Annotated in this window: 24 protein-coding genes; 11 read left to right on the forward strand and 13 right to left on the reverse strand. The window is 72.6% G+C overall.

Going from position 1 to position 23603, the window contains the following annotated elements:
• Positions 1–40 precede the first annotated feature (40 nt).
• Positions 41–757, forward strand: coding sequence for a TetR/AcrR family transcriptional regulator C-terminal domain-containing protein (locus tag ACZ4TV_RS16060; RefSeq protein ID WP_468134969.1), 717 nt, complete (start codon positions 41–43; stop codon positions 755–757).
• Here ACZ4TV_RS16060 and ACZ4TV_RS16065 read toward each other — a convergent pair.
• The 7 genes from ACZ4TV_RS16065 to ACZ4TV_RS16095 form a co-directional block, all read right to left on the reverse strand.
• On the reverse strand, positions 702–1394 hold the full coding sequence (locus ACZ4TV_RS16065; RefSeq protein WP_468134971.1) for a histidine phosphatase family protein: 693 nt from the start codon (positions 1392–1394) through the stop codon (positions 702–704). The genes ACZ4TV_RS16060 and ACZ4TV_RS16065 overlap by 56 nt on opposite strands.
• Positions 1395–1404: 10 nt before the next feature.
• Positions 1405–3105, reverse strand: a complete 1701-nt coding sequence (locus ACZ4TV_RS16070) for a GMC family oxidoreductase (protein WP_468134973.1) — start codon at positions 3103–3105, stop codon at positions 1405–1407.
• A 14-nt stretch (positions 3106–3119) separates the two neighbouring features.
• Entirely contained in the window at positions 3120–3539 is a 420-nt protein-coding gene (locus ACZ4TV_RS16075) for a sugar dehydrogenase complex small subunit (protein ID WP_468135198.1), read from the reverse strand.
• On the reverse strand, positions 3536–3712 hold the full coding sequence (locus ACZ4TV_RS16080) for a hypothetical protein (protein WP_468134975.1): 177 nt from the start codon (positions 3710–3712) through the stop codon (positions 3536–3538). Before ACZ4TV_RS16080 ends, ACZ4TV_RS16075 begins: the two co-directional genes overlap by 4 nt.
• Before the next feature lie 163 nt (positions 3713–3875).
• On the reverse strand, positions 3876–4634 hold the full coding sequence (locus ACZ4TV_RS16085; RefSeq protein WP_468134977.1) for an MBL fold metallo-hydrolase: 759 nt from the start codon (positions 4632–4634) through the stop codon (positions 3876–3878).
• Positions 4635–4733: 99 nt separating this feature from the next.
• Complete coding sequence (locus ACZ4TV_RS16090) at positions 4734–5711, reverse strand: GlxA family transcriptional regulator (protein WP_468134979.1); 978 nt, start codon at positions 5709–5711, stop codon at positions 4734–4736.
• 106 nt (positions 5712–5817) lie between these two features.
• Positions 5818–6228, reverse strand: coding sequence for a hypothetical protein (locus ACZ4TV_RS16095; RefSeq protein WP_468134981.1), 411 nt, complete (start codon positions 6226–6228; stop codon positions 5818–5820).
• A gap of 310 nt (positions 6229–6538) precedes the next feature.
• Between ACZ4TV_RS16095 and ACZ4TV_RS16100 the strand changes: the two genes are divergently transcribed.
• Both ACZ4TV_RS16100 and ACZ4TV_RS16105 read left to right on the forward strand, forming a co-directional pair.
• Positions 6539–7024, forward strand: a complete 486-nt coding sequence (locus tag ACZ4TV_RS16100) for a cation:proton antiporter regulatory subunit (protein ID WP_468134983.1) — start codon at positions 6539–6541, stop codon at positions 7022–7024.
• Positions 7025–7029: 5 nt separating this feature from the next.
• The gene (locus ACZ4TV_RS16105; protein ID WP_468134985.1) at positions 7030–8304 is read left to right on the forward strand and encodes a cation:proton antiporter; all 1275 of its coding nucleotides are present in this window, start codon (positions 7030–7032) and stop codon (positions 8302–8304) included.
• Between the two features lie 79 nt (positions 8305–8383).
• Here ACZ4TV_RS16105 and ACZ4TV_RS16110 read toward each other — a convergent pair whose 3' ends face one another.
• Both ACZ4TV_RS16110 and ACZ4TV_RS16115 read right to left on the reverse strand, forming a co-directional pair.
• Positions 8384–9559 (reverse strand): cation:proton antiporter, encoded by a 1176-nt coding sequence (locus ACZ4TV_RS16110; RefSeq protein ID WP_468134987.1) that lies wholly within the window; start codon positions 9557–9559, stop codon positions 8384–8386.
• Between the two features lie 5 nt (positions 9560–9564).
• The gene (locus ACZ4TV_RS16115; RefSeq protein ID WP_468134989.1) at positions 9565–10044 is read right to left on the reverse strand and encodes a cation:proton antiporter regulatory subunit; all 480 of its coding nucleotides are present in this window, start codon (positions 10042–10044) and stop codon (positions 9565–9567) included.
• 141 nt (positions 10045–10185) lie between these two features.
• Between ACZ4TV_RS16115 and ACZ4TV_RS16120 the strand changes: the two genes are divergently transcribed.
• Positions 10186–11256, forward strand: a complete 1071-nt coding sequence (locus ACZ4TV_RS16120; protein ID WP_468134991.1) for an NAD-dependent epimerase/dehydratase family protein — start codon at positions 10186–10188, stop codon at positions 11254–11256.
• 89 nt (positions 11257–11345) lie between these two features.
• Here ACZ4TV_RS16120 and ACZ4TV_RS16125 read toward each other — a convergent pair whose 3' ends face one another.
• Both ACZ4TV_RS16125 and ACZ4TV_RS16130 read right to left on the reverse strand, forming a co-directional pair.
• Complete coding sequence (locus ACZ4TV_RS16125) at positions 11346–12464, reverse strand: sensor histidine kinase (RefSeq protein WP_468134994.1); 1119 nt, start codon at positions 12462–12464, stop codon at positions 11346–11348.
• A complete protein-coding gene (locus tag ACZ4TV_RS16130; protein WP_468134996.1) occupies positions 12461–13249 on the reverse strand; it encodes a response regulator transcription factor in 789 nt (262 codons plus the stop codon). Before ACZ4TV_RS16130 ends, ACZ4TV_RS16125 begins: the two co-directional genes overlap by 4 nt.
• A 93-nt stretch (positions 13250–13342) precedes the next feature.
• Between ACZ4TV_RS16130 and ACZ4TV_RS16135 the strand changes: the two genes are divergently transcribed.
• Complete coding sequence (locus ACZ4TV_RS16135; protein WP_468134998.1) at positions 13343–14062, forward strand: glycosyltransferase family 2 protein; 720 nt, start codon at positions 13343–13345, stop codon at positions 14060–14062.
• On the forward strand, positions 14059–14712 hold the full coding sequence (locus tag ACZ4TV_RS16140; protein WP_468135000.1) for a TIGR04282 family arsenosugar biosynthesis glycosyltransferase: 654 nt from the start codon (positions 14059–14061) through the stop codon (positions 14710–14712). The genes ACZ4TV_RS16135 and ACZ4TV_RS16140 overlap by 4 nt, the downstream gene beginning before the upstream one ends.
• A gap of 74 nt (positions 14713–14786) precedes the next feature.
• Here ACZ4TV_RS16140 and ACZ4TV_RS16145 read toward each other — a convergent pair whose 3' ends face one another.
• On the reverse strand, positions 14787–15623 hold the full coding sequence (locus ACZ4TV_RS16145; protein ID WP_468135002.1) for a hypothetical protein: 837 nt from the start codon (positions 15621–15623) through the stop codon (positions 14787–14789).
• A complete protein-coding gene (locus tag ACZ4TV_RS16150) occupies positions 15620–16780 on the reverse strand; it encodes a molybdopterin-dependent oxidoreductase (RefSeq protein ID WP_468135004.1) in 1161 nt (386 codons plus the stop codon). The genes ACZ4TV_RS16145 and ACZ4TV_RS16150 overlap by 4 nt, the downstream gene beginning before the upstream one ends.
• A 112-nt stretch (positions 16781–16892) precedes the next feature.
• Here ACZ4TV_RS16150 and ACZ4TV_RS16155 point away from each other — a divergent pair, with 112 nt between their 5' ends.
• The 5 genes from ACZ4TV_RS16155 (at position 16893) to ACZ4TV_RS16175 (ending at position 23602) form a co-directional block, all read left to right on the forward strand.
• Positions 16893–18284, forward strand: a complete 1392-nt coding sequence (locus ACZ4TV_RS16155) for a glycosyltransferase 87 family protein (protein WP_468135006.1) — start codon at positions 16893–16895, stop codon at positions 18282–18284.
• 225 nt (positions 18285–18509) lie between these two features.
• A complete protein-coding gene (locus ACZ4TV_RS16160) occupies positions 18510–21398 on the forward strand; it encodes a DNRLRE domain-containing protein (protein ID WP_468135008.1) in 2889 nt (962 codons plus the stop codon).
• 28 nt (positions 21399–21426) lie between these two features.
• Entirely contained in the window at positions 21427–21972 is a 546-nt protein-coding gene (locus ACZ4TV_RS16165; RefSeq protein ID WP_468135010.1) for a hypothetical protein, read from the forward strand.
• Between the two features lie 161 nt (positions 21973–22133).
• Entirely contained in the window at positions 22134–22733 is a 600-nt protein-coding gene (locus ACZ4TV_RS16170) for a redoxin domain-containing protein (protein ID WP_468135012.1), read from the forward strand.
• A 5-nt stretch (positions 22734–22738) separates the two neighbouring features.
• Positions 22739–23602, forward strand: a complete 864-nt coding sequence (locus ACZ4TV_RS16175) for a cytochrome c biogenesis CcdA family protein (protein ID WP_468135014.1) — start codon at positions 22739–22741, stop codon at positions 23600–23602.
• Position 23603: the final 1 nt, after the last annotated feature.

Here is a 23603-nt window from a genome sequence, read left to right on the forward strand (position 1 = left end):
GGGCTTGCGGAAGCGCTGTCCGGCCTGTTCTGATCACCCCATGGCAGTACGAGGAAGAGGCCGTCCCCCCAAGGTCGAGCTGGACCTGCGGATCATCGTGGACGCCGCGCTCGCGCTGACCGACGACGAGGGCGCGGCAGCGCTCAGCGTGCGGCGGCTCGCCGCCAGACTGGGCGTCGACCCCTCCGCCCTGTACCGCTACGTCAGGGACAAGGACGAGCTCCACCTGGCCCTCGCCGACCGCCTCTTCGAGGAGACCCTGACAGGGTTCGAACCCGCGCAGAACTGGCGCGACACGCTGCGCGACCTTGCGCTGCGCACGCGGGAGACCGCCCTGCGCCATCCCGGCGCGGCGGTTCTGGCCACCTACCGCACCACCCGCCGCCCGGCCGAGATGCGGATCGTCGAACACATCCTGGCGGCCTTCGGCCGAGCCGGATGCTCCCCGGCCGTGGCCGCCGTCCTGCACCGGGTCTACGGAGACTTCTCCTTGGCCTGGGCGGGGATGGACGCGGCGTTCGAGACGCTGGACGGGGCTGCCCGGACGGGCGACGAGCAGGCCTGGACCCGCGAGTACCCCGCGGCCGACCCCGCCGCCTTCCCGGCCATCGCACGCAGTGTGGCCCACATGGGCCGGCTGGACGGGACGACGGTGTTCCTGGCCGCCTTGGAGACCTTGCTGGACGGGCTCGCAGCGCGGATCACGGCGGAGGCCACGGGCGAGCGCCCCGACCGACCCGGCCGACCCGGCCGTTGAGGTGCGCGGTGTCGTTGAGGGCGGCGAGGACCCAGTACTGGTTTCCGTACCGGTCGTGGTGGTGCTCGAAGCGGGTCAGGCCGGCGTGGTGGGTTCCGAGGTCGCTGTGCGCACTCGTCTCGGTGGGGACTTGGAGGAGGAGGTGGTAGGCGGCGTGGACGGTTTCGCCGTGAGCGGCGAGCAGGACGTGCCGGCCTGCGTGGCGTTGCAGGAGGGTGGCCAGGTGGCCGGTCGCTCTGGTGAGGTAGTCGTTCCAGGTGTCTGATCCGGGCGCGTAGGGGCGGTCGGGATGTGTGCGCGGGGCTCCTTGGAAGGCGTCCTCGACATCGCGCCAGAGCATGCCGTCGGCTCGGCCGTGCCGAGGGCCGTCGAGCCCGGGGTCGGTGGCCAGGGGCAGGCCGAGGGCGTCGGCGAGGATCTGGCCGCTCTCCTGCAGGCGAAGGCGGGGGCCAGCGTACAGGGCGTCGAACGCGGGACCGGCGCGCTGCTGGTCCGCGAGTCGGGCGGCCAGCAGCTCGACCTGCTGGCGTCCGCGGTCGGTGAGCCCGGTGCAGGTTTCGGGGCCGCCGACGCGGCCGTCGACGTTGCACCGGGCTTGCCCGTGGCGGGCGATCGTCAGCCGCGTGGTGATGGTCATGGTGATCGCGTCACGGCAGAGCGGCGGCGAGCTTGTCGGCGGTACGCAGGGTCAGTGCGGCCAGGGTGAGGGTGGGGTTGGCGGTGCTGCCTGTGGGGAATACGGAGGGGCCGACCACCCACAGGTTGGTGTGGGCGTGGGAGAGTCCGTCCGCGTTGACCACGGAGGTCGCCCGGTCGGTTCCCATGCGGGTGGTGCCCATGGGGTGGCCGGCTCCGTTGTACTTCAGCGTCGGCTGCAAGGGTTCGATCTCCTCGGCGCCGGCGGTGTCCTCCATGTGCTGCCAGATGCGGCGGGCGACGGAGTGGCCGTAGGCCAGGGCCCGCTTGGAGTAGTCGTCGATCCTGTAAGCGATCTTGGGCCGGGGGATGTCGAGGCCGTCCCTCTCGTCCGAGAGGGTGACCCGGTTGGCCGGATCGGGAAGCTGTTCGGTGGAGTAGCCGATGCGCAGCATGCGGGTGACCCGCTCGGCGAGCTTCTCCCGTAGCTCTGTGCCGTAGTGCTTGAGCTTCTTGGCGTCCGGGTCCCACATCAGCTTGTCGACCGCCGAGCCCGGGGATTCGAAGCGGCCCCATCCGTCGTTGCCGATGGTCATGCGGAACGCGCCGGTGGTGCGCCGCCATGGTCCGTCGCGGAACGTTTCGATGCTGAGGGTGGACTGGGGGCCGCGGAAGGGGAAGACGGACTGGCCGAACAGGCCGACGACCTCCTCGGCGAGATGGTCCATGAGGTTGCGGCCGACCTGGTCGCTGCGGTTGTCCAGCTTCGAGATCAGCCACAGCTTCGGGGTCTCGATCGCGTTCGTCGCCAGCACGACGTGCGTGCCGTTGACCTGCTCCTCGGCTCGCTCGGTGGTCGTCCAGTCCCTGAAGACGACGGTGGGCGAGGCGTTGCCGGGCCGCGGCACCAGGCGGGTGACGGTGCATCCGGTGCGCAGCTGGACGTCGAGTTCGTCGCGGGCGCGGCGGACGTGGACGGACGCGTCGTACTTCGCGCCGGACGGGCAGATCGGGATGCAGCTGGAGTTGCCCTGACACGCACTGCGCCCCTGGTACTCCTGCGAGTTGCGGGCCTGGGGGGTGGTGAGCACGGTCACCGGGACGCCGTCGATCGGCGCGATGTCGGCCAGGGCTGTGCGCACGAGTTCGTCGCCGTAGCTGGCGGCGATGCCCGGCATCGGATAGTCCGTACTGCGCGGGGTGAGCGCCTCCCACTCGTACCGGTTGCCCGCGACACCGAGTTCGACCTCGGCCTGGGCGTAGTACGGCTCGAGGTCATCGTAGGTGAACGGCCAGTCCACGGCGATGTCGTACCGGCTCCTGAGCTCGAAGTCGGTGGGCAGGAACCGGGGGGTGTTGCCGCGCCACGCCCAGGTGCTGCCGCCGACCATGCGCTGGATGCCGCTCTTGAACAGGTCCGGTCCGCTCTCCACGTAGTAACGGTTCATGGCGACCGGATCACCGGTGCCGTCCGAGGAGGGCGCGTAGCCGAGCTTGTTGTTGGGCAGCGCCGCGTACGGGGAGGGCACGTTCTTGCTCGGGGAAACCTGGTAGGCGTCGACGAACGCCTCACGCTGGTCGTCGTCGATGTCGTTGTCGCCGGCGTCCAGGAGCAGGATCCGCGCCTGCGGCTTGGCCGTCTTGATCCGGCAGGCACACAGTGCCCCGGCGACTCCGGCGCCGATGATGACGACGTCATAGGTGGTGTCCATCAGGTCTCCTTGGCTCAGGGGTGCTGGGTCCAGTAGCCGTAGCCGCCCGGAACCGGGGCTGCGGAGATGGGGTGGGCGTCGATGACCTTCCAGACCAGCCCGGCCCGGTAGCGCGCGGGAGTGTCCGGCGCGTCCTGCGTGTTGTCGGGGCGGGTGAACTGCGCGGTGTACCAGATGGCGAGCGTTTCCCGGGCGACCCTGGCGAGCTTCGGGTCGGCGTTGACGGCGGCGAAGAGAGCCTCACCGGGATCGGCCTGGCCGGCGGCCGTACGGTAGGCGTCGATGAGGCGGTCCAGGTCGGCGGGGAAGTGACGGGCGAGGCGTTCGCGGTGCGCGTCGGCCGTCGCCGGGTCCAGCGGGTACTCGCCGGTGAGCAGCTCGGAGAGGGCGCGGAAGTCTGCGGCATGGGTCATGGCGGGAAGCCTCCTGCTCAGTTCTCTTCGAAGACGAGCCGCGGCCTGGCCTTGCCGGACGCGTTGCGTTTGACCTTGTGGGGCCCGCCGACGAGAGCCCGCTCGGTCATGTCGTCAGGGGTGAAGTGGACGGTACCCCCGTCCGGCCGGGTTCCGATGATGTGGAAAGAGCCCTTGATCAGCAGCATCGGCATGGCGACGTGACTCCCTTGGCGCGGGCGCGAAGACCGCAGTAGACATCACTCACCGTAACCATAGGGCCTATCTCATTCACTACGGGTGAAACCACGCGGGGCCCTGCTCGTGAGCCACTGAACGGAGTTCCACCGGCTCACGGTCGCTTCCGCGGTAGTCCTTCTAGACCCCGACGTCGTCCGTGCGGGCGGCGAGGCGGCCGGCCGCTTCGCGGCGGGACAGTCGGCGGTGTTCTCGTGCGGCCCACCTGCGGACCCTGCCGGGCTCCAGCGGTGAGCCGTGACCGACGTGCAGTCGGGTGGGGTCGAGAGCGAGCATCCTGTGCAGGCTGGCGAGGTTGGCCAGTGGGTCGTCGTGGAAGGGAGGGTTGGCCGGTCTGCCCGGGAGGAGGCCCATGAAGGAGTTGGCCACCAGGTCACCGGCGACGAGATCCCCGTGGTCGGTGAGGACGGAGACGGATCCCGCGGTGTGTCCGGGCGTGGGCATGATGCGCGCGTCGATCCCGAAGTCCTCCAGTCCTGTCTCACCGCGTACGAGTACGTCGGGTTCCAGCGGTTCGACCCGGACGTGCAGGTTCTTGTTCCTGGCCATGAGGCGGCCCATGGGCCCGGTGGGCAGGTACGGTTCGCGGACCCGGCCGGTGCGGAAAGGGCCGAGGTCCGCGATGTGGCCGGCCACCGGTGCCCCGGTCAGGCGGTGCAGTTCGGCGGCGGAGCCGAAGTGGTCGATGTGGCCGTGGGTGATGACGATCAGCGAGATGTCGGCGGGGTCCACACCGTGCGCGGCGACCTGCTCGTGGATCTTTCGCCCGCTGCCGGGTGTTCCCGCGTCGACGATGACGGGACGGCGGCCCAGCAGGAGGTAGGCGTTGATGCTGTGGCGGCCCATGACCGGGATGGGGATGACTTTGGTTCGGGACACGGTGTTCTCCTCGGTTGGTGGCGCCTGTCGTACGGGCACGCCGGCGGTCCGCCCCGCGGCGCTGTGCAGGGCGGTGGCCGGTCGGGACCGGCGTCGGGTTCAGCGGAAGCGGCGGCGGTATTCGGCCGGGGTGGTGCCCAGGCGGCGCCGGAAGGAGCGGTGCAGGCTTTCCACCGAGCCGAGGCCGCTGGCGGCGGCGACCTCAGCCAGGCTGCCGTCGCTCTCCTGGAGCAGTCGGCGGGCGGCCTCCAGTCGGGCGGCCTCGACGTAGGCGGCGGGGGTGGTCTGCGTACGCCGGCGGAACAGCCGGTTGAAGTGGCGCACGCTCAGGTGCAGGCGTGCGGCCAGGGCTTCGGCGGAGAGGTCGCCGGTGAGGTGCTCGCCGATCCACACGCGCAGGTCGTCGATGCGTTCGCCGGCGGCGGGGGGCACTGCGAGCGGGACACTGAACTGGCTCTGGCCACCTGGTCGTTTGACGTACATGACCATCATCCGGGCCGTGGTCAGGGCGAGATCCGGGCCGTGGTCCTGGGCGACCATCGCCAGCGCCATGTCCATCCCCGACGTGATGCCGGCGCAGGTCCACACACGGCCGGTGCGGATGAAGATCGGGTCCGGGTCGACGGTGACCCGCGGGTGGGCCGCGGCCAGCTGGGGGGCCGTGAGCCAGTGGGTCGTGGCGGACAGTCCGTCCAGCAGGCCCGCGGCGGCCAGCAGGTGTGCGCCCGCGCAGATCGAGCCGACCCGGGCGGTCGGGGGCGCCGCGTCACGCAGCCAGCCGATGACCTCGTCGTCGAGGAGCGGCTCCACACCGTCGTCGCTCACTTCGACCGCACCCGACACCAGGAGGGTGTCCATGTGGTCGCGGGCCTCGTCCAGCGTGAGGTCGGCGATCAGCCGGACACCACTGGACGTGGTCACCGGGCCGCCGTCGGCCGTCGCGATCCGGACGCTGTAACCGGGACGGCCGCTGCCCCCGACGCGCGTGGCGACCGAGAACACCTCGGCCGGACCCGTGACGTCCAGCAGCTCGACCCCGGGGAAAGCAGTGATGACGACTCTGTGCGGCGGAAGCATGCCCTGATCATTTCCCGACGCTTCCATGTCCGCAATGACGAGGTTCTGTCAGATCAGGACCTGCGTACCGCAGTTCACGCGCGCCCCAGGTGCCCACGAGCAGCTGTCAGGAACCCGCCGGCTTGTGAGGAGTCAGTCGCTGGTAGGCGGCGCGGGCGTGGGCGATGCGGGCGATGGCGGTTCCGGTGGCCGCCGCCGCCAGGAGGCATCCGAGGCGGCCCAGGTCGTAGCCGGCGGACCAGGTCAGTTCGCCCATGGGTGGCGTGGCGAAGCCGTTGAGGGCGAGCCAGCAGACCAGGGCCGTGCCCGGTGCGGCGATGAGCCGGGCCCCCGTACTGAGAACGGCACACAGCGCGGACAGCACGAGGAGGTCGATCGTGGGGTCGCCCTGGCCGTTGAGGTAGTTGAGGGCCGTGACCACGACGAGGGCCACGACACCTGCGGCTGCCCAGACCGAAGGGGTGGCGACGAGGCGGGGCACAGGCCGGATGCCGGAACTCAGACGCCTCCACTGCATCACGCGATTCCTCCCTCGCACGCGGCCCCCGCCCTTGGAGACCTCCGCCATGATGCCCGAGCCGGGGAGAACGGGCACGGACGAGGATTCAGCCGACGTCGGCACGGCAGATCCGCCGTCGAACCATGGCGTTGCACCGCCTGCTCAGCAGGAGCAGCGACATCTTCCACCGCCACGCACCCTTTTCATCCATTCGGGTGGTTAGCGAATCGATAGGGTGACGGCGCGAGGTGTTCCGGTCCGCCGGTCCGCCGGTCCGCCGGTCCGCCTCCATCTGCCGCCTACGACACCAGAAAGCTGGGGGTTTGCCGTGCCTGTTCCCCGCGTGAGCCGTACTCCGCTGCCGGGCATAGGGGTTCGTTACGACCTCACCACTCGTGAGCATCGCCGTCTGTCGGTGATCGCCCACCGCGACGGTGCCCGGACGCTGAACGCCTACCGGCGGGACGACCCGGACGAGTGCGCGCTGTCGGTGAAACTGACCGGTCGTGAGACGGAAGCGCTGATCGACGCGCTGATGCCCTCGCACCACAGCCCCAACCTGCTGTCCACCACCGACCTCGGTCTGGTCGCGGAACGGATAGAACTGGCGTCCACGTCGCACTGGAACGGGCGGGTGCTGGGCGAGACGCGGATGCGGACCGAGACCGGCGCGTCCATCGTCGCCATCCTGCGCCGCTCCAGCGCGATACCCTCACCGGCTCCGGACTTCCGCCTGGCGGGCGGGGACACCCTGATCGTGATCGGCACCCGCGAGGGCGTCGAGGCCGCCGCCGCGATCCTCGGCCGGGAGTGAGCTGAATGCACTCCTCCGCTGTCTTCCTGATCGAGTTCGGCGCGATCATCCTCGGCCTCGGCCTGCTGGGGCGCTTCGCCGGACGCTTCCAGTTCTCCCCCATACCCCTATACCTGCTGGCCGGCCTCGCCTTCGGCAAGGGCGGACTCCTGCCGCTGGGCACGAGCGAGGAGTTCGTCGCGATCGGCGCCGAGATCGGCGTCATCCTGCTCCTGCTCATGCTCGGCCTGGAATACACCGCCAGCGACCTGGTCTCCAACCTCAAGACCCAGTACCCGGCCGGTCTCGTCGACTTCGCCCTCAACGCCCTGCCCGGCGCCGGCATGGCTCTGCTGCTCGGCTGGGGCCCGGTCGCCGCGGTCGTCCTGGCCGGCGTCACCTGGATCTCGTCCTCCGGCGTCATCGCCAAGGTGATGGGCGATCTCGGACGGCTCGGCAACCGTGAGACCCCGGTCATCCTGAGCATCCTGGTCCTCGAAGACCTCGCCATGGCCGTCTACCTGCCGATCATCACCGCCCTGCTCGCCGGCGTGAGCCTGGCCGCCGGCAGCCTCACCCTCGCCATCGCCCTCGGCGTCGCCGGACTCGTCCTCTTCCTAGCCGTCCGCTACGGCCGGGTCATCTCCCGCTTCGTCTCCAGCGACGACCCCGAGAAGCTCCTCCTGGTCGTCCTCGGCCTGACCCTCCTGGTCGCGGGCATCGCCCAGCAGCTCCAGGTCTCCGCCGCCGTCGGCGCCTTCCTCGTCGGCATCGCCCTCTCCGGGGAGGTCGCGGAGGGAGCCCACAGCCTGCTGAGCCCGCTGCGGGACCTGTTCGCCGCGGTGTTCTTCGTCTTCTTCGGCCTGCACACCGACCCCGCCAGCATCCCCCCGGTCATCCTCCCCGCGCTGGCGCTGGCCGTCGTCACGGCCGGCACGAAGATCGCCACCGGCTACTGGGCCGCCCGCAGGGCCGGGATCTCCGTCAAGGGACGGTGGCGCGCCGGCGGCACTCTCGTGGCGCGCGGCGAGTTCTCCATCGTCATCGCCGGCCTCGCCGTCACCGCCGGCATCGAACCCTCCCTCGGCCCGCTGGCCACCGCCTACGTCCTGGTCCTGGTCATCCTCGGCCCGCTCACCGCCCGCTACACCGAACCGGTCGCCAGCTACCTCACCGGACGCCGCCGCCAGCAGCAGCAGCAGCAGCCCGAGGCACTGAAGCCCGGCCTGGTTCCGGCCCAGCCGCAGGCGATGGACGCGATGGACGCGATGGACGATTCCGGCACAGTCGGCCGCCCGTGAGCGACGAGGTCCGGGCGGCGATCACGGACGGGGCATGGTCCTTCCGCTCGCCGCCCTGACCGTCCACTCGGTACCGCTCTTACGAGGGGCCGTCCTTCGCACCGGGCGGACGGGTCGTCCCCAGGGGGACGACCCCGGCCAGGCGGGTCAGAAGCGGGCCGGCGAGAGCCAGGACGAAGACGTACGCGGTCACCAGCGGGCCGAGTGAGCCGTGCATCGTCCCGACGAGCCCCACGATGACCAAGGAGAACTCCCCCCGGGCGATCAAGACGGTTCCGGCACGCAGCCGGCCGCGTCGCCCGACGTGGTCGCGGCCGGCGGCGAACCGACCCGTGAGCACCTTCGTGGCCGCGGTGACGGCGGCGAGTGCGAGCGCCGCGGGCAGGACGGGCAGGAGGTCGCCGGGGTCGACGGACAGCCCGATGGCCAGGAAGAACACGGCGGCGAACAGGTCCCGTAGAGGGCTGAGCACGGCGCGGGTACGGATCGCGGTTTCGCCGGTGAGGGTGAGGCCTACGAGGAAAGCGCCCACGGCGGCCGACGCGTGGACGGCCTCGGCCAGGGCCGCGACGATCAGGGTGAGGCCCAGGACGCGCAGCAGGAGCTGCTCGGCGTCCGGGTGGGAGACCAGGCGGCCCACGTGGTGGCCCCACCGGTAGGAGACGGTGAACGCGGCGATGACCGCGCCCACGGCCGCGAGCACACCGAGGACCGCCTGCCACCACTGGCCGCCCGACGCGAACACGGCGAGGACCGGCAGGTAGAGGGCCATGGCGCAGTCCTCCATGACCAGCACCGACAGCACGGCGGGGGTTTCCCGGTTGCCCAGCCGCCGCAGGTCCTCCAGCAGCCGGGCGACGATCCCCGACGAAGAGATGTAGGTGGCGCCGGCCAGGGCGAAGATCCCGATGCCGTCCAGCCCCAGCAGCCAACCGGCCACCGCCCCCGGGGCGGCGTTCAGCCCCAGGTCCACCAGGGCGGACGGCACGTGCCGCCGCACACTGACCGCGAACTCGGGCAGCGAGAACTCCAGCCCCAGGGCCAGCAGAAGGAGGACCACCCCGATGGCCGCGCCCGTCTCGACGAACTCGCCGGCAGCGGGCACGGGCGCGATGCCGCCCTTGCCGACCGCGAGGCCGGCCAGCAGGTAGAGCGGAATGGGCGAGAGCGTGAAGCGCCGGGCCAGCGTCCCGAGCACGCTCAAAGCGGCCAGGATGATGCCCAGCTCGAGCAGCAGCGCGACCGGTGTCCGCACCGGGCTCAGCCCCGGATGATCTGTTCCACACCCGCGATGCCCTCGTGGGTCCCGATCACCACCAGCACGTCCCCGCCGCAGAGGGGCTCCTGCGGCGTGGGCGAGGCGATCACATCCTCACCGCGGACGATCGCGACGATCGACGCGCCGGTCCGCGTCCGCGCCCGCGTGTCTCCCAGCGGCCGGCCGTCGTACTCACTGCCCGCACGCACCTCGACCTGCCCGGACATCAGTCCCGGGACTTCCTTGGTCAGGTCGGCGAACCGCTCCGCGATCCGCGGCGCCCCCAGGATCTCCGCGACCGTGTCGGCCTCCTCACCGTTGAGCTGCAGCACCGGCCGGCCCGCGTCCGGGTCCTCCTCCCCGTAGAGGACCAGGTCGAATTCACCCGTGCGCCGGGCCACCACGCCGACCCGGTCACCACGGTGATTGGTGAACTCGTAGCGCAGGCCCACACCGGGCAGGAGAACCTCGGTGACATCCATTTCCCCATCATCGAGCGATGCCCGGGGGACGGCATGCCCGGATGGGCTGCGCGAGGCGGCGCTGCCCCATCCGATGACGGAACCCTTACGTACTGGCGTGGAACCGGCCGAGTCGCGGGGAAGTTCCGTACCGTCCGCGGCATGCGAGTACTTGTCACAGGAGGCGCGGGCTTCATCGGTTCGCACATCGTCACGGCCTTGACCGAGCGCGGCCACGAGCCCCTGGTCCTGGACGCGCTGCTGGCCGCGGCGCACCCGGGCCCGTCGGCCCTGCCCGACGCCGAACTGGTCCGGGGAGACGTCCGGGACGCCGAAGTGGTCAGGGCGGTACTGCGCGGCGTCGACGCGGTATGCCACCAGGCGGCGATGGTCGGTCTGGGGAAGGACTTCGCGGACGCGCCCGCGTACGTCGGCTGCAATGACCTGGGTACGGCGGTGCTGCTGGCGGGGATGGCCGAGGCCGGGGTGCGCGAACTGGTGCTGGCAGGGTCGATGGTGGTGTACGGCGAGGGGCGCTACGCGTGCCCGCGGCACGGGGTCGTACGGCCGGGGCCGCGCGAGGTGGCGGACCTGGAGGCGGGGCGGTTCGAGCCCCGCTGTCCGGGATGCGGGTCGGAGCTGGTCCCGGGCCTGGTCGACGAGGACGCGCCGGTGGACCCGCGCAACGTGTACGCGACGACCAAGCTGGCCCAGGAGCATCTGGCGGCCGCCTGGGCGCGGTGCGTGGGCGGCCGGGCGGTGGCGCTGCGCTATCACAACGTGTACGGGCCGGGGATGCCCCGGGACACCCCGTACGCGGGGGTGGCCTCGTTCTTCCGGTCGGCACTGGCCCGGGGCGAGGCGCCGCGCGTCTACGAGGACGGGGCGCAGCGGCGCGACTTCGTGCACGTACAGGACGTGGCCGCGGCCAATGCCATCGCGCTGGAGGCGGTCGGCGGCCGACCGGCCGGATCCCTCGTCGCGTACAACACGGGCAGCGGCGAGCCGCACACGATCGGGGAGATGGCCGGGGCGCTCTCGGCGGCGCACGGCGGCCCCGATCCCGTGGTCACGGGCGAATTCCGGCTCGGCGACGTACGGCACATCACGGCGGATTCGGCGCGGCTGCGCCACGAGCTGGGATGGCTGCCGGAGGTCGGCTTCGTGGAGGGGATGGCCGAATTCGCACGGGCCGAGCAGCGCGCCCCGGGGGGCGTCACGTCGCGGGCATAGGGCCCGCGCGACGAGAGGCGGGGTGCCAGGCGACCCGGGCCCGGCCATGATCCGCCGGACACCGCCCAAGGGGTGTCCGGCGGCTCGCGTCACAGCGCCGGGGCCGGCAGCGGCAGGGTCACCTCGAAGCGGCAGCCGCCCGGCACATTGCGTACGTCCGTACGGCCTGCGTGTGCCTCGACGATGCCGCGCACGATCGCGAGGCCGAGTCCGGCACCGGCCGGCGGGGTCCGGGCGGCGCTGCCCCGCCAGCCGGTGTCGAAGACCCGCGCCAGATCCTCGTCCGGGATGCCGCCGCAGCCGTCGGTCACCGAGAGCACGAGGGCGTCGTCGCGGCGTTCGGCGGCGACGGCGACCGTTCCGTCGGCCGGGGTGTGGCGGATGGCGTTGACCAGGAGGTTGGCCAGCACCCTGGTCATCTCCTTGCCGTCCACCTCCACCGGCACGGCCTCGACCTCCTCTCCGACCAGCCGTACTCCGTGTTCGTGGGCGAGCGGGTGGGCTCCGGACAGCGCGTCGCCGACCAGGTCGTAGACCGATATCCGGCTCGGGGTGAGCGTCAGCGCCCCGGCATGGATCCGGGAGAGTTCGAAGAGGTCGCCGACCATGGAGTTGAGCCGTTCGACCTCGGTACCGATCTGCCGGTGGTAGCGGGCCGGGTCCGCGGCCACACCGTCCTCCAGTGCTTCGGCCATGGCGCGGAGCCCCGCCAGGGGGGTACGGAGATCGTGGGAGATCCAGGCGACCAGCTCACGGCGCGAGGTCTCCAGGGCCCGCTCCCGCTCTCGGGAGGCGGCCAGCTTGGCGCTGGTCGCCGCCAGCTCCCGGGAGAGACCGGCGAGTTCGGCGGTGGCCGGGAGGACGGGGGCGGCGAAGCTCCCGCCGTCACCGAAGTCGCGTGCGGCGAGCGTGAGGTCGCGGCTGCGGGCCACGACCCATCGGCCCAGCAGCAGGGCGGTGGCCAGGGAGACGACGGCGGCCATGGCCACGACGAGTGTGACGACGGTGAGGTCGTGCGGCGAGAGGAACATCGCCTGGGCGACGGCGAGGGTGCCCGCCAGCATGGCGGTCACGGCGACGGCGGCCACCACGGTGAGGGCGACGGCGACCGAACGGTGGCGCACCAGACGCAGGGCGACCGCGCCCAGGAGCCCCGCGCACACCGCCCCGGCCAGGGCGAAGGCGGCGATCAGCAGCAGGTCCTTCACGACGCGTCCGCCTTCCCGGCCACCGGGTCGGAGGCGAAGCGGTAGCCGACGCCCCACACCGTCTGGATGAGCTGCGGCCGGCCGGGATCGTCCTCGATCTTGGCGCGCAGCCGCCGGACGTGGACGGTGACGGTGGACAGGTCACCGAAGTCCCAGCCCCACACGTCCCGCATCAGGTCCTCCCGGCTGTGCGCCCGGCCGGGGTGCCGCAGGAAGTGCGCGAGGAGATCGAACTCCCTCACGGTGAGCGCGAGCTCCATGCCGTGCTTGGAGGCACGGCGGGTGGGCGGGTCGAGGACCAGCCCGGCACCGCGCAGCGGGGGCTCCGGTGCCGCTTCCGTGACCGCCCGGGCACCCGGGGCACCCGGGGCACCCGGGGCACCCGGGCCGCCCGGGCCGCCCGGGCCACGACTGCGGCGCAGGACCGACTCCACCCGCAGGACGAGCTCACGGGGGCTGAAGGGCTTGGTGACGTAGTCGTCGGCACCGAGCTCCAGTCCGGCGATCCGGTCTTCCTCGTCGCCCCGCGCGGTGAGCATGACCACGGGCACGGGAGCGGTCGCACGGAGCCTGCGGCACACCTCCAGCCCGTCCGGACCGGGCAGCATCAGATCGAGGACCACCAGGTCCGGCCACTGCCGTCCGGCGCTCGCGAGGGCCTCCGCACCGTCCGCCGCGTGCTCCACGGAGAATCCGGCGCGCTCCAGGTAGCCGGTGACGACCTCGGCGACCGTCGGATCGTCCTCGACGACCAGGACGCGGCCCAAGGGGGTTTGCATGCTCATGGGACCCACCCTCGCATCACTGGTGCGGACGCGGGCGGGCGCAGGGGCCTGCCGAAGGTGACGTCCGCGTTTCGTAAGGAGTCGATGTCCCGTATGTCCGTCCGGGGTTCATACGGTGAACCCGTGACCGTAGACGTCGTACTCCCCTGTCTGAACGAGGCCGAGGCCCTGCCCTGGGTCCTCGCCCGCATCCCCGCCGGCTGGCGGGCCATCGTGGTCGACAACGGCTCCACCGACGGGTCCGATGTCCTCGCCGGCGAACTCGGTGCCACGGTGGTGCACGAGTCGCGCCGAGGTTTCGGCGCGGCCTGCCACGCCGGGCTGACCGCTGCAGAGGCGGACATCGTCTGCTTCTGCGACTGCGACGCCTCGCTCGACCCGGGACTGCTCACGGGTTTCGTGACGACGGTGGCGGCCGACGGCGCCGATCTCGTACTGGGCCGCCGCATGCCCGAGGGGCGGGGGGCCTGGCCGCTCCACGCGCGCGCCGGGAATCTCGCCCTGACCCGGATGCTGCGTCGGCGGACAGGCCTTCGCCTGCATGACCTCGGCCCGCTGCGGGCCGCCCGCCGCGAGGCGCTGCTCGGGCTGGACCTGACCGACCGGCGCAGTGGCTATCCGCTCCAGATGGTCGTACGGGCGGCCGACGCCGGGTGGCGGGTGCGGGAAGTGGACGTGCCCTACCTGCCCCGAGCGGGCAAGTCCAAGGTCACCGGCACCTGGCGGGGCACCTGGCAGGCCGTGCGCGACATGAGCCGCGTGCTCGCCGAGCCCGCGGCTGCTTCCACGACCGTGCCGGGAGAGCGGGCGTGACCACGCTGCTGGTGATCGCGAAAGAGCCGGTGCCGGGCCGCGTGAAGACCCGCCTCACTCCGCCGTTCACTCCGGCGCAGGCGGCCGGACTGGCCGAAGCCGCTCTCGCCGATACTCTCGCGGCGGTCGCCGCCACCCCGGCCGAACGGCGGATCCTGGTCCTGGACGGCCGCCCCGGACCCTGGCTGCCGCCGGGCTTCGACGTGGTCCCGCAGTGCGCCGGGGGCCTGGACGAGCGGCTCGCCGCCGCCTTCGCCCCGTGCACCGGACCGGCGCTGCTGATCGGCATGGACACCCCGCAGGTCACGCCCGCGCTGCTGGCTCCGGCGGACTGGGAGGCGTACGACGCGTGGTTCGGGCCGGCCGTCGACGGCGGCTTCTGGGCGCTGGGGCTGGCGGAACCGGATCCCGCGCTGCTGCGCGGCGTGCCGATGTCCGTGCCCGAGACGGGCGCCGTGCAGTACGGGCGGCTCGTGGCCGCCGGGCTGCGGGTCGGACGGCTGCCGGTGCTGCGGGACGTGGACACCGCCGAGGACGCACGGCTGGTGGCGGGCGAGGCCGCCGGCGGGCGCTTCTCGATGCTGTACGCCCGGTTGACGGCGACCACGGCGACCACGGCGGCCCCCGGCAGCGATCCGGTCCACCCATGACGGGGACGGCGCCAACCGGCCCCTCCCCGAAGCCGGCCGACCGGCCGCGTCCTCGTGGAACCGGCGAGGCTGTCTCAGCCCTCGTCGCGGCCGGACCCCGGCTCCGGCTCCGGATGCGGCCCCGGCTGGGGCTCCGGAGGCGGCCCCGGCTGGGGCCGGGACGAGGACTCGGGCTCGCCGCCGGCCCCCCGGCCCTGACGAGGCCCCGAAGGGAGGCCGGGTGACCGCCCCGGCTCGGCACGGGGCCCCCGCTCCGTATCGACCCCGGCCCCGGGGTCGCGCGAAGGCCCCCGGCCGGGACCTGGCTTCGGTCGTGGACCGGGCTGCCGCTCGGACGGCGGCCCGGGCTGCCGGTCGGACGGCCGCTCGGGCTGCGGGCTGGGCATCGGCCCCGGTGGCGGTCCGGACACCGGGCCGGTCCCCGGGTCCGTGCCGCGCCCGCTTCCCGGCCGCGGCTCCGGACCAGGCCCGTCACCCGGCCCGGCTCCGGCCCCTGGGCGCCGCGGGCGGCGGCGCACCGCCGCCGCGATGGCCAACACCGCCACCGCCCCGAGCACCAGCAGCAGGTTCCGCGCGTACGGCAGGGGCAGAGCGGACGGATGCTGCGGGGAGCCCGGCCGGAGCAGCAACGGGAGGGTGATCAGCACCAGCGACCCACCGGTGATCAGGGCACCGCGCACCACGCCGCGGGCTGCCGGGACGGCGGCGACCAGGAATCCTACGGCCAGGACCAGGGGCGCGATCAGGGCGTCGTGCAGGAGGAGCGCACCGACGAGCCAGACGCCCACCGCCTCAGGGGCCGGAAGCACCGACAGCTGCCAGGCACCGATCCCCATCAACAGCAGGCCCAGGACCCCCAGGGCACAGCGGGCCGCCCCCACCCTCCGCGCATCGACGGCCCCGCTCTTCACAGCACCTCCAGCCGGGTGACCCACTTCGTCTGCAGCACGCCGGGCCGGTTCGGCGCGATGATCCGCGCGGGGTAGCCGTGATCGGGCGAGAGGACCTCGCCGTTCAGGGTGAGAGCGAGCAGGGTCAGCGGATCCTGCGCGTACTCCCGGCCCATCTCCATCACCCGGTAGGCGCCGCGTACTTCGAGGGAGACCACCCGCACGCCGGCCCCGGGCGGCCCACCGGCCCTCGCCAGCAGATCGCTCATCCGCACCCCGCCCCACCGGGCCTCGACGCTCCAGCCCTCCACGCACGCGATCGGCAGCCGGGCCCCGGTCTGGGGAGCGGCCCGGAGTTGATCGAGCGTCATGGTGTACGGCGCCGGGCCGATCACCTCCAGCCGCCAGGCGCGCATGGCCTGCGCCGTCACACCCGCCGCCGCCACCGTACGGTTCACCGGCAGTCCCTGCGGTCCGTGATCGGGATGCCGGGGTGCCAGCAGGTCGAGCCGCTTCAGCGGGGTGAACGACTGTCCGACCGTGGTGAGCGTCACCGCCCCGACCGCCGCACCGACACCCATCAGGAGCGAGCGCCGGTCCGGGGCGTCCTCGGCCGGAAGCTCCAGGGTCCCGGCCGACCTCCGCCCCCAATGCGCCGTGATCTCGGGAGCCTTCACGGCGAGGTGCAACAGCACCGAGCCCGCCACCACCCACGCCACCGCGAAGTGCACGGGCACGAAGGAGAACGGCCACGGATACCACTCGACGATGTTCAGCAGCCCGGTGAACAGCTGGAAGACCGCCGCCGCCACCAGCACCGCCACCGAGAGCCGCTCCAGGGCGTGCCGCACCGACCGAACCGCCGGCCACACGAACAACCGCGGATACACCGCCCACAGTTTGGCGAGCAGCAGCACGATCGCCGCGAGTCCGGCGGCGACGTGCAGCCCCTGGGTGAGCCGGTAGCCCCAGACGGGCCGGCTCGGCAGCTGGTCGGCCAGCCAGCCGGGCGGGCGTTGCAGATAGTGGCTGATCAGCCCCGTCACGAAGCACACCAGGATGGCGACGCCCAGCCAGCGCCCGACGGCGGTCGCCGTGCGGGCGTCGTGCAGGCGTCCGGAGAACGAGGGCGGTCTGACGGGCGGCAGTGCGGGGCGCCACCGGGTTCGCGGGCTCATGTCACCCATCACACCGCTGTCTGCTGCCGTGCGGCGGATCCGACACCTTACGAAACGCGGACGTCAGCCCGGTGAGGCCGGTAACGGGCTGCGCCGCTGCCACCCTGGCGCCATGAACAGCCCCCGCACCGCCGTCACCATCCTGGCCCTGACGGCTCTGGCCACCGTGCTCGTGCTGACCGTACGCAAGGACGGCTACTTCGCCGACCCTGTGGGACTGTGCTGGTGGTACGCGGCCTCATGGGCGCTGTTCGCCGCGGCCGCCGGGTCCCTGCGCAAGGTGCCCGCCCGGCACGTCGCCCCGCTGGTGCTGGCGGGCGCGGTCGTGGTCGCCGCCACCGGGCTCGTCGCGGCTCCCCGCACGAGCACCGACTCCTACCGCTACGCCTGGGACGGCCGGGTGCAGGCCGCCGGCATCTCCCCGTACGACCACACGCCGGCGGACCCCGCACTCATCCACCTGCGGGACGACTGGCTCTTCCCCCAGGACGGCCGGACCTGCGCCGGGCCGGAGCGGGAACCGGTGGCCGCCGGAACGTGCACCAGGATCAACCGCCCCCAGGTCCACACCGTCTACCCGCCCGTGGCCGAGGGCTACTTCCTCCTCGTCCATGCCCTCTCACCGCCGGACGTCCGCCACAAGGCCCTGCAGACCGGCGCGGCCCTGCTGGCCGTGGCGACGACCGGGGCCCTGCTCCTGGTCCTGCGCCGCCGCGGGGATCCCCGTGACGCCGCCTACTGGGCCTGGTGCCCGGCCGTACCGATCGAGGCCGTGAACAACGCCCACGTCGACGTCCTCGCCGTCCTGCTGTCCGTGGCCGCGCTCGGGGTCGTCGCCCGCCGCCGGGTGGTGGGCGGCGCGTTGTTCGGCCTGGCGATCGCCGCCAAGATGCTGCCCGCCGTCCTGCTGCCGGGCGCCCTGTCCGGGGTACGGCGCCCGCGCGACGCGGCCGCGGTGCTGCTGCCCGTCTGCGCGGTCGTGGCCCTGGTCTACCTGCCGTACGTCCTCGGCTCCCGCGCCTCCGTCTTCGGCTACCTGGGCGGCTACGCCGAGGAGGAAGGGTACGAGGACGCCTCGGCCCATGGCCGGTACGCCCTGCTGCGCCTGCTGCTGCCGGACTCCTGGGCGCTTCCGCTGGTCGTGGCCGTCATGCTCGCGGTGGTGGCGTACGTCCTGCGCGGGGGCGACCCCCAACGCCCGTGGAGCGGAGCCCTGCTGGTCACCGGTACCGCCTTCCTGCTCATGACCCCCGGCTACTCCTGGTACGCACTCCTCCTCATCGCCCTGGTCGCCCTCGACGGCCGCTGGGAATGGCTGGGAATCGCCGTCGCGGGAGCGGTCGCCTACGTCTACGCCCGTTCCCTCGGCGACACCGCGGGCACCGTCGCCTACGGGCTCGCCGCCGCCGCGGTCCTGGCCGGGTGGGTGGTGCGGGCGCCCTGGAGGAGGCGGGGCAGCACCTCCTCGCCGCACCGGAACGGCTCGGCGTCCTGCCGCCGATGACCGCTTCGGCCCTGCTCAGGGCCCCGGCGCGAGCGGCCGGGTCGAGGCCGACACCGTGCCGGCGGGACTTCAGGGGCGTCGGCCGGATCGCCGCGCCGTTGGAGTTCCCCATTCCGGCGTTGGCATGATCACCCGTGCCCCATGAGATTCCGCCTGGACTGCCCAGGTGGATCACTGCGAGCATCCGCACGCCCAAATCTCTTCTGATCAGCAGGAGTTGACAGCGTGCACAGATCAATCAGGACACTCGGCCGGTCGCGAGGACCAGCCCGGCGTCCCGTCCTCGGCGCCAGCCTGGCCGTCCCCCTCTCCCTGGTCCTGCTCGCCGAAGCCGGCCTCGTGGCTGCCGTCGCGGCTCCGGCAGCGGCGGCCTCCGACGCGCCCCGCAGCGTCACGCGGACCACCCCGCAGCAGCGGGAGGAGGCCGGAGCGCGGCTCACCGCGCAGGCCCAGGGCCGGCGGATCGAGGTGGTCGGAGCCCGTACGGAGAGCACCACGCTGTGGGCGAATCCCGACGGCACCATGGCCGTGGAGTCGTTCGCGGGGCCGGTGCGCTTCCGTGAGGGCGGCCAGTGGGTCCCCGTCGATGTGACGCTCGTGAAGGATGCGGACGGTTCGGTGCGGTCCAAGGCCCACCCCCGCGGGCTCAGGCTCGCCGGCCGTACCGGCGCCGGCGGCGGTGACCTGGTCACGCTGGGCAGCGGCGAGCAAGCCGTGGCCCTGGGCTGGAAGGGCACGTTGCCCGAGCCGCTACTCCAGGGCGCCAAGGCCACGTACGAGAACGTCCTGCCCCAGACCGACCTGGTCGTCGAGGCCACGAGGACCGGCTTCGAGCAGTACCTCGTGGTCAAGGACCGCTCGGCGGCCCAGCACGCCGCGTCCTTCACTCTGCCGCTGCGCGCCGAGGGCCTGAGCGCCGCCCAGGGCGCCGACGAGACGGTCACCTTCAAGGACACGAAGACGGGCCGGGAGGTCGGCAAGCTGCCGACGCCCTTCATGTGGGACGCCTCGCGCGACCGGGCGGGACGGGAGGGCGGCAAGCGCGCCTCCGTCGGGCTGGACGTCGTACAGCGGGGCACGGAGCTCGACCTCAAGGTGACGGCCGACCAGGGCTTCCTGGCCGACGCGGACACCAAGTACCCCGTCACGATCGACCCGGCGGTCTACTTCGGCACCAACTTCGACACCACGATCCGCAAGGGCGTCACCGACGACCTCTCGGGAGAGGTCGGCCTGCGGGTCGGCCTCGAATGGCAGAAGACAGAGGCGCGCTCGTTCATCAACTTCCCGCGGAACGGGTCCGTCACCGGCCAGGACATCCTCAACGCCGAGCTGAACCTGTACTCGGTGTGGTCGGACTCCTGCGAGGCCCGCTCCTGGGAGATCTGGGACACCGGGACGGCCGACGCCGCCACTCGCTGGACCACTCAGCCCGCCTGGCGCTCGAAGGTGACCACGTCGACCCAGACCTACGGGCACGGTGACTGCGGCCCGCGCTGGCTGTCGCAGGACATCACCCCGCTCGTCAAGCAGTGGTCCCAGACCAGCCGCACGGTGGACACGGTCGGCCTGCGTGCCACCGACGAGGCCGACGCCAAGGCGTTCAAGATCTTCGCTTCGGCCGACGCGCCCGCCAACGCCCCCTCCATCCTGGTGACCTACGAGGCGCCGGCCGACCCGGTCAAGGACCACGTCGTCTACTGGAACGACGTCCTCCAGGCCACGTACAAGGCGGCCGGCGGAGCCCCCGGCCCGCTCGCCCGGGCCGGCGCCATGATGCACGGCGCGATCTACGACGCGGCGAACTCCGCCCGCTGCGCCGAGGGAGCGACGAAGTGCCTGGGCGCCCCGTACCTGGTCACGGCCACCGCCACGAACGGCGCGCTGCCGGACGTGAACAGCGCCATCGACCACGCCGCCTACGAGGTCCTCAAGTCGCTCTACCCGGACCCGAAGTTCGGTTTCGACGCCGCGCTGGAGAGCGCGCGCTCGACGATCCCGGCGGCCGTCACCGCCGAGCAGCGGGCGGCGGGCACCGAGGTGGGCCAGAAGTCCGCGGCCGCGATGATCGCCGCCCGGCAGAACGACGGCTCGGCCCCCGTCGCGGCGTACACGGGCAGCACGGCGGCCGGCCAGTGGCGGCCGACGAGCACCGACCCGTCGGGAGCGCCCGTCAACGGCGCCACCCCGCAGTGGGGCACCGTCAAGCCGTTCGGCATGGCCTCGGGATCCCAGTTCCGCCCGGCCGGACCGGCCGGCCACACCGTCATGGACACGCTGCTCAAGAGCCAGCCGTACACGGACCAGTTCAACGACGTGAAGAGCCTGGGCCGGGCCGACTCCACCACCCGGACCGCCGACCAGACGCAGGCCGCACTGTTCTGGGCCAACGACCTCGACGGCACGTACAAGCCGCCGGGCCAGCTCTTCGAGCACACCCAGATCCTCTCCCGCCAGCAGGGTCTGACGGTCGCCGGCAACGCCAAGCTGTTCGCGCTCACCGCCTTCGCGATGGCCGACGCCGCGGTGACGGCCTGGGACGCCAAGTACCAGACCGACATCGATCTGTGGCGCCCCGAGAGCGCGGTCCGTCAGGACGGTGACGGCAACCCGAACACCGTCGGCGACCCGAGCTGGCAGCCGCTGTCCCAGGACCGGGACGGCAAGCACTTCAGCCCGCCGTTCCCCGCCTACATCTCCGGTCACGCCACCTTCGGGGGCGCCTGGGCCAAGGTCATGCAGGACTGGTTCCGCACCGACCAGATGACGTGGACGGCGACCACCGAGGACCCCCACGCCGTCGGGGTGACCCGGACGTTCACCACCTTCTCCGCCGCGGCCACCGAGAACGCGGTCGGACGCGTCTGGCTGGGCGTGCACTACCGGTGGGACGGCACTGACGGCGTCGCGGCCGGCGGCAAGGCCGCCGGGCACGTCACGGCCAACAAGCTCAAGGCCAACACCGCCGCCGACTGGGTCAAGTACGAGGACCTGAACAACCTCGGCGGCTGCGAGGCCCAGGGCAAGCGCCTGGTCGCCGAGCACCGCTGGACCACGTACACGTGCACCCAGATCGCCCCGCCCGAGCCCGGCCACACGCTCTACGTCAAGTAGCCGACCCGTGAGGAAGAGAGACACAGCCATGCGCGTGCCGAACAAGACCTTCCGGGCCGGGCCGGGCCGGATCGCCCTCGCCGTCGTCGCGGCCCTGGCCATCGGCGCGGCGGCCGCACCCCTGTCGTCCGCCCTCTCCGGCTCCGCCGGGAGCACCGCCGCGGCGGCCGGCGGCGGACCGGACGACCTGCTGCTGCGCACCCCCGCACTGCCGCGGATCTCCGACGGCCCGTACGCCGGATTCCAGATCTGCGGCGGCACGGCGGGCAAGCCGGTGGTGACCGGCGGGTCGGCGACGCTCGCCGCGACCCTGGAGTCGATAGCCCCTCCCGGCACCGTGGAGGACGGCAAGGCCACGGGCCCCCGCCGCAAGGTCGCCTTCGAGGTCGACGCCGCGGACGGGAAGCAGGTCGTACGCAAGCAGCTGACCAGCGACACCAGCCACGACGCCGTCTACCAGCTGCCCCAGGGCAAGCTCACCGACGGCGACTACCGCTGGCGCATGCGGGTCAAGGACGGCTCCACCGCGTCCGAATGGACCGCCTGGTGCGACTTCACCGTCAAGCGCGCCTGAACACGGTGACAGCGCGGCGGCCCGTCGGCATCCCGCCGGCGGGCCGCCGCGCCGCGGGAGTCGGGCGGACCGACGTCACGAAACCGTAAGACGCGCTCGCGCCACCCGACCGCCCGCCGGATCTACAGTCACACCTGGTCCCGAACACCATAGGAGTCCTCATGCGTGCCCGTACCCTCGCACCGGCCGTCCTGGCCGCCGTCGCACTGCTCCCCCTCACCGGGTGCGGAGCGAACGGCAGCTCCGGTACGAAGACGGGAGCGGCGCCCGCCGGGGTGTCAGCGCCCGCCGAGGTGTCGGCGTCCGCCGCCCCGACGGCGGGCACGGGCGGGACCGGCTCCACAGGCGCCCAGCTGCCGGCGGCGCTGAACTTCACCGGCACCACGGTGGACGGCAAGCCCTTCGACGCCAAGACCCTCGCGGGCAAGCCCACCGTTCTGTGGTTCTGGGCCCCCTGGTGCCCCAAGTGCAAGGCCCAGGCCGCCGAGACCGCGAAGGTCGCCGCCGACAACGCGGGCAAGGCCAACGTCATCGGCGTCGCGGGCCTCGACAAGAACGCCGCGATGAAGGACTTCGTCGCGGACACCGGCACCAGCGGCTTCCCGCACCTGTCCGACGAGAACGGCGAGGTCTGGAAGCGGTTCAAGGTGACCGAACAGAGCCGCTACGTCATCCTCGACAAGGACGGCAAGTCCGTCTACGAGGGCGTACTGCCGGCGGGCAAGGGACTCGCCGAGAAGGTCGCCGGACTCACCGGCTGATCCCCGTGTCCGACCTGCCCCTCGCCCTCGCCCTCACCGCCGGCGTGCTCGCCGCCGTCAACCCGTGCGGCTTCGCCCTGCTCCCCGCCTACCTGTCCCTGCTCGTCCTCGGCGACGACTCCCCCAGCCGCAGCGTCGCGGTCGGCCGGGCCCTCACCGCCACCGCCGCGATGACCCTCGGATTCGCCGCGCTCTTCGGCCTGTTCGGCCTCGCGATCCAGCCCGTCGCCGGCCAGGTCCAGGAGCACCTGCCCTGGTTCACCATCGCCTTCGGCATCCTCATGGCCGCCGCCGGAGCCTGGCTCCTGGCCGGCCGCCAGCTCCCGGCCCTCGCCCCGAAACTCCGCCGAGCCCCCACCGTGACCCGCTCCCTGCCCTCCATGGCACTGTTCGGCGCGGCCTACGCGACCGCCTCCCTCGGCTGCACGATCGCCCCCTTCCTCGCCATCGTCGTCTCCGCCTTCCGAGGCGGCTCCACCGCCGAGGGCGTCATCCTCTTCACCGCGTACGCCGCCGGCATGGGCCTGATCGTCGGCGCGGCCTCCCTGACCGTGGCCCTCACCCGCACCACCGCCGTCACGCGCCTGCGCCGCATCGGAGCCATCGCCCCCCGCGTCGGCGGCGGACTGCTCCTCCTCGTCGGCGCCTACGTGGCGTACTACGGCTGGTACGAGATCCGCGTCCAGCGCGACCCCGCCACCCAGGACCCCGTCATCGAGGCCGCCGGAGCCGTGCAGCGCACTCTCGCCGACACCCTGGACACGACCGGACCGGCGGTCATCGCACTGGTCTTCGCCGCCCTTGCCCTCACGGGCTGGCTGGTCAGCCGCCGCCGGTCGGGCAGAGTTCAGGAACCGGACCGGGCGTAAG

The organism is Streptomyces sp. NPDC028910 (assembly GCF_055564955.1).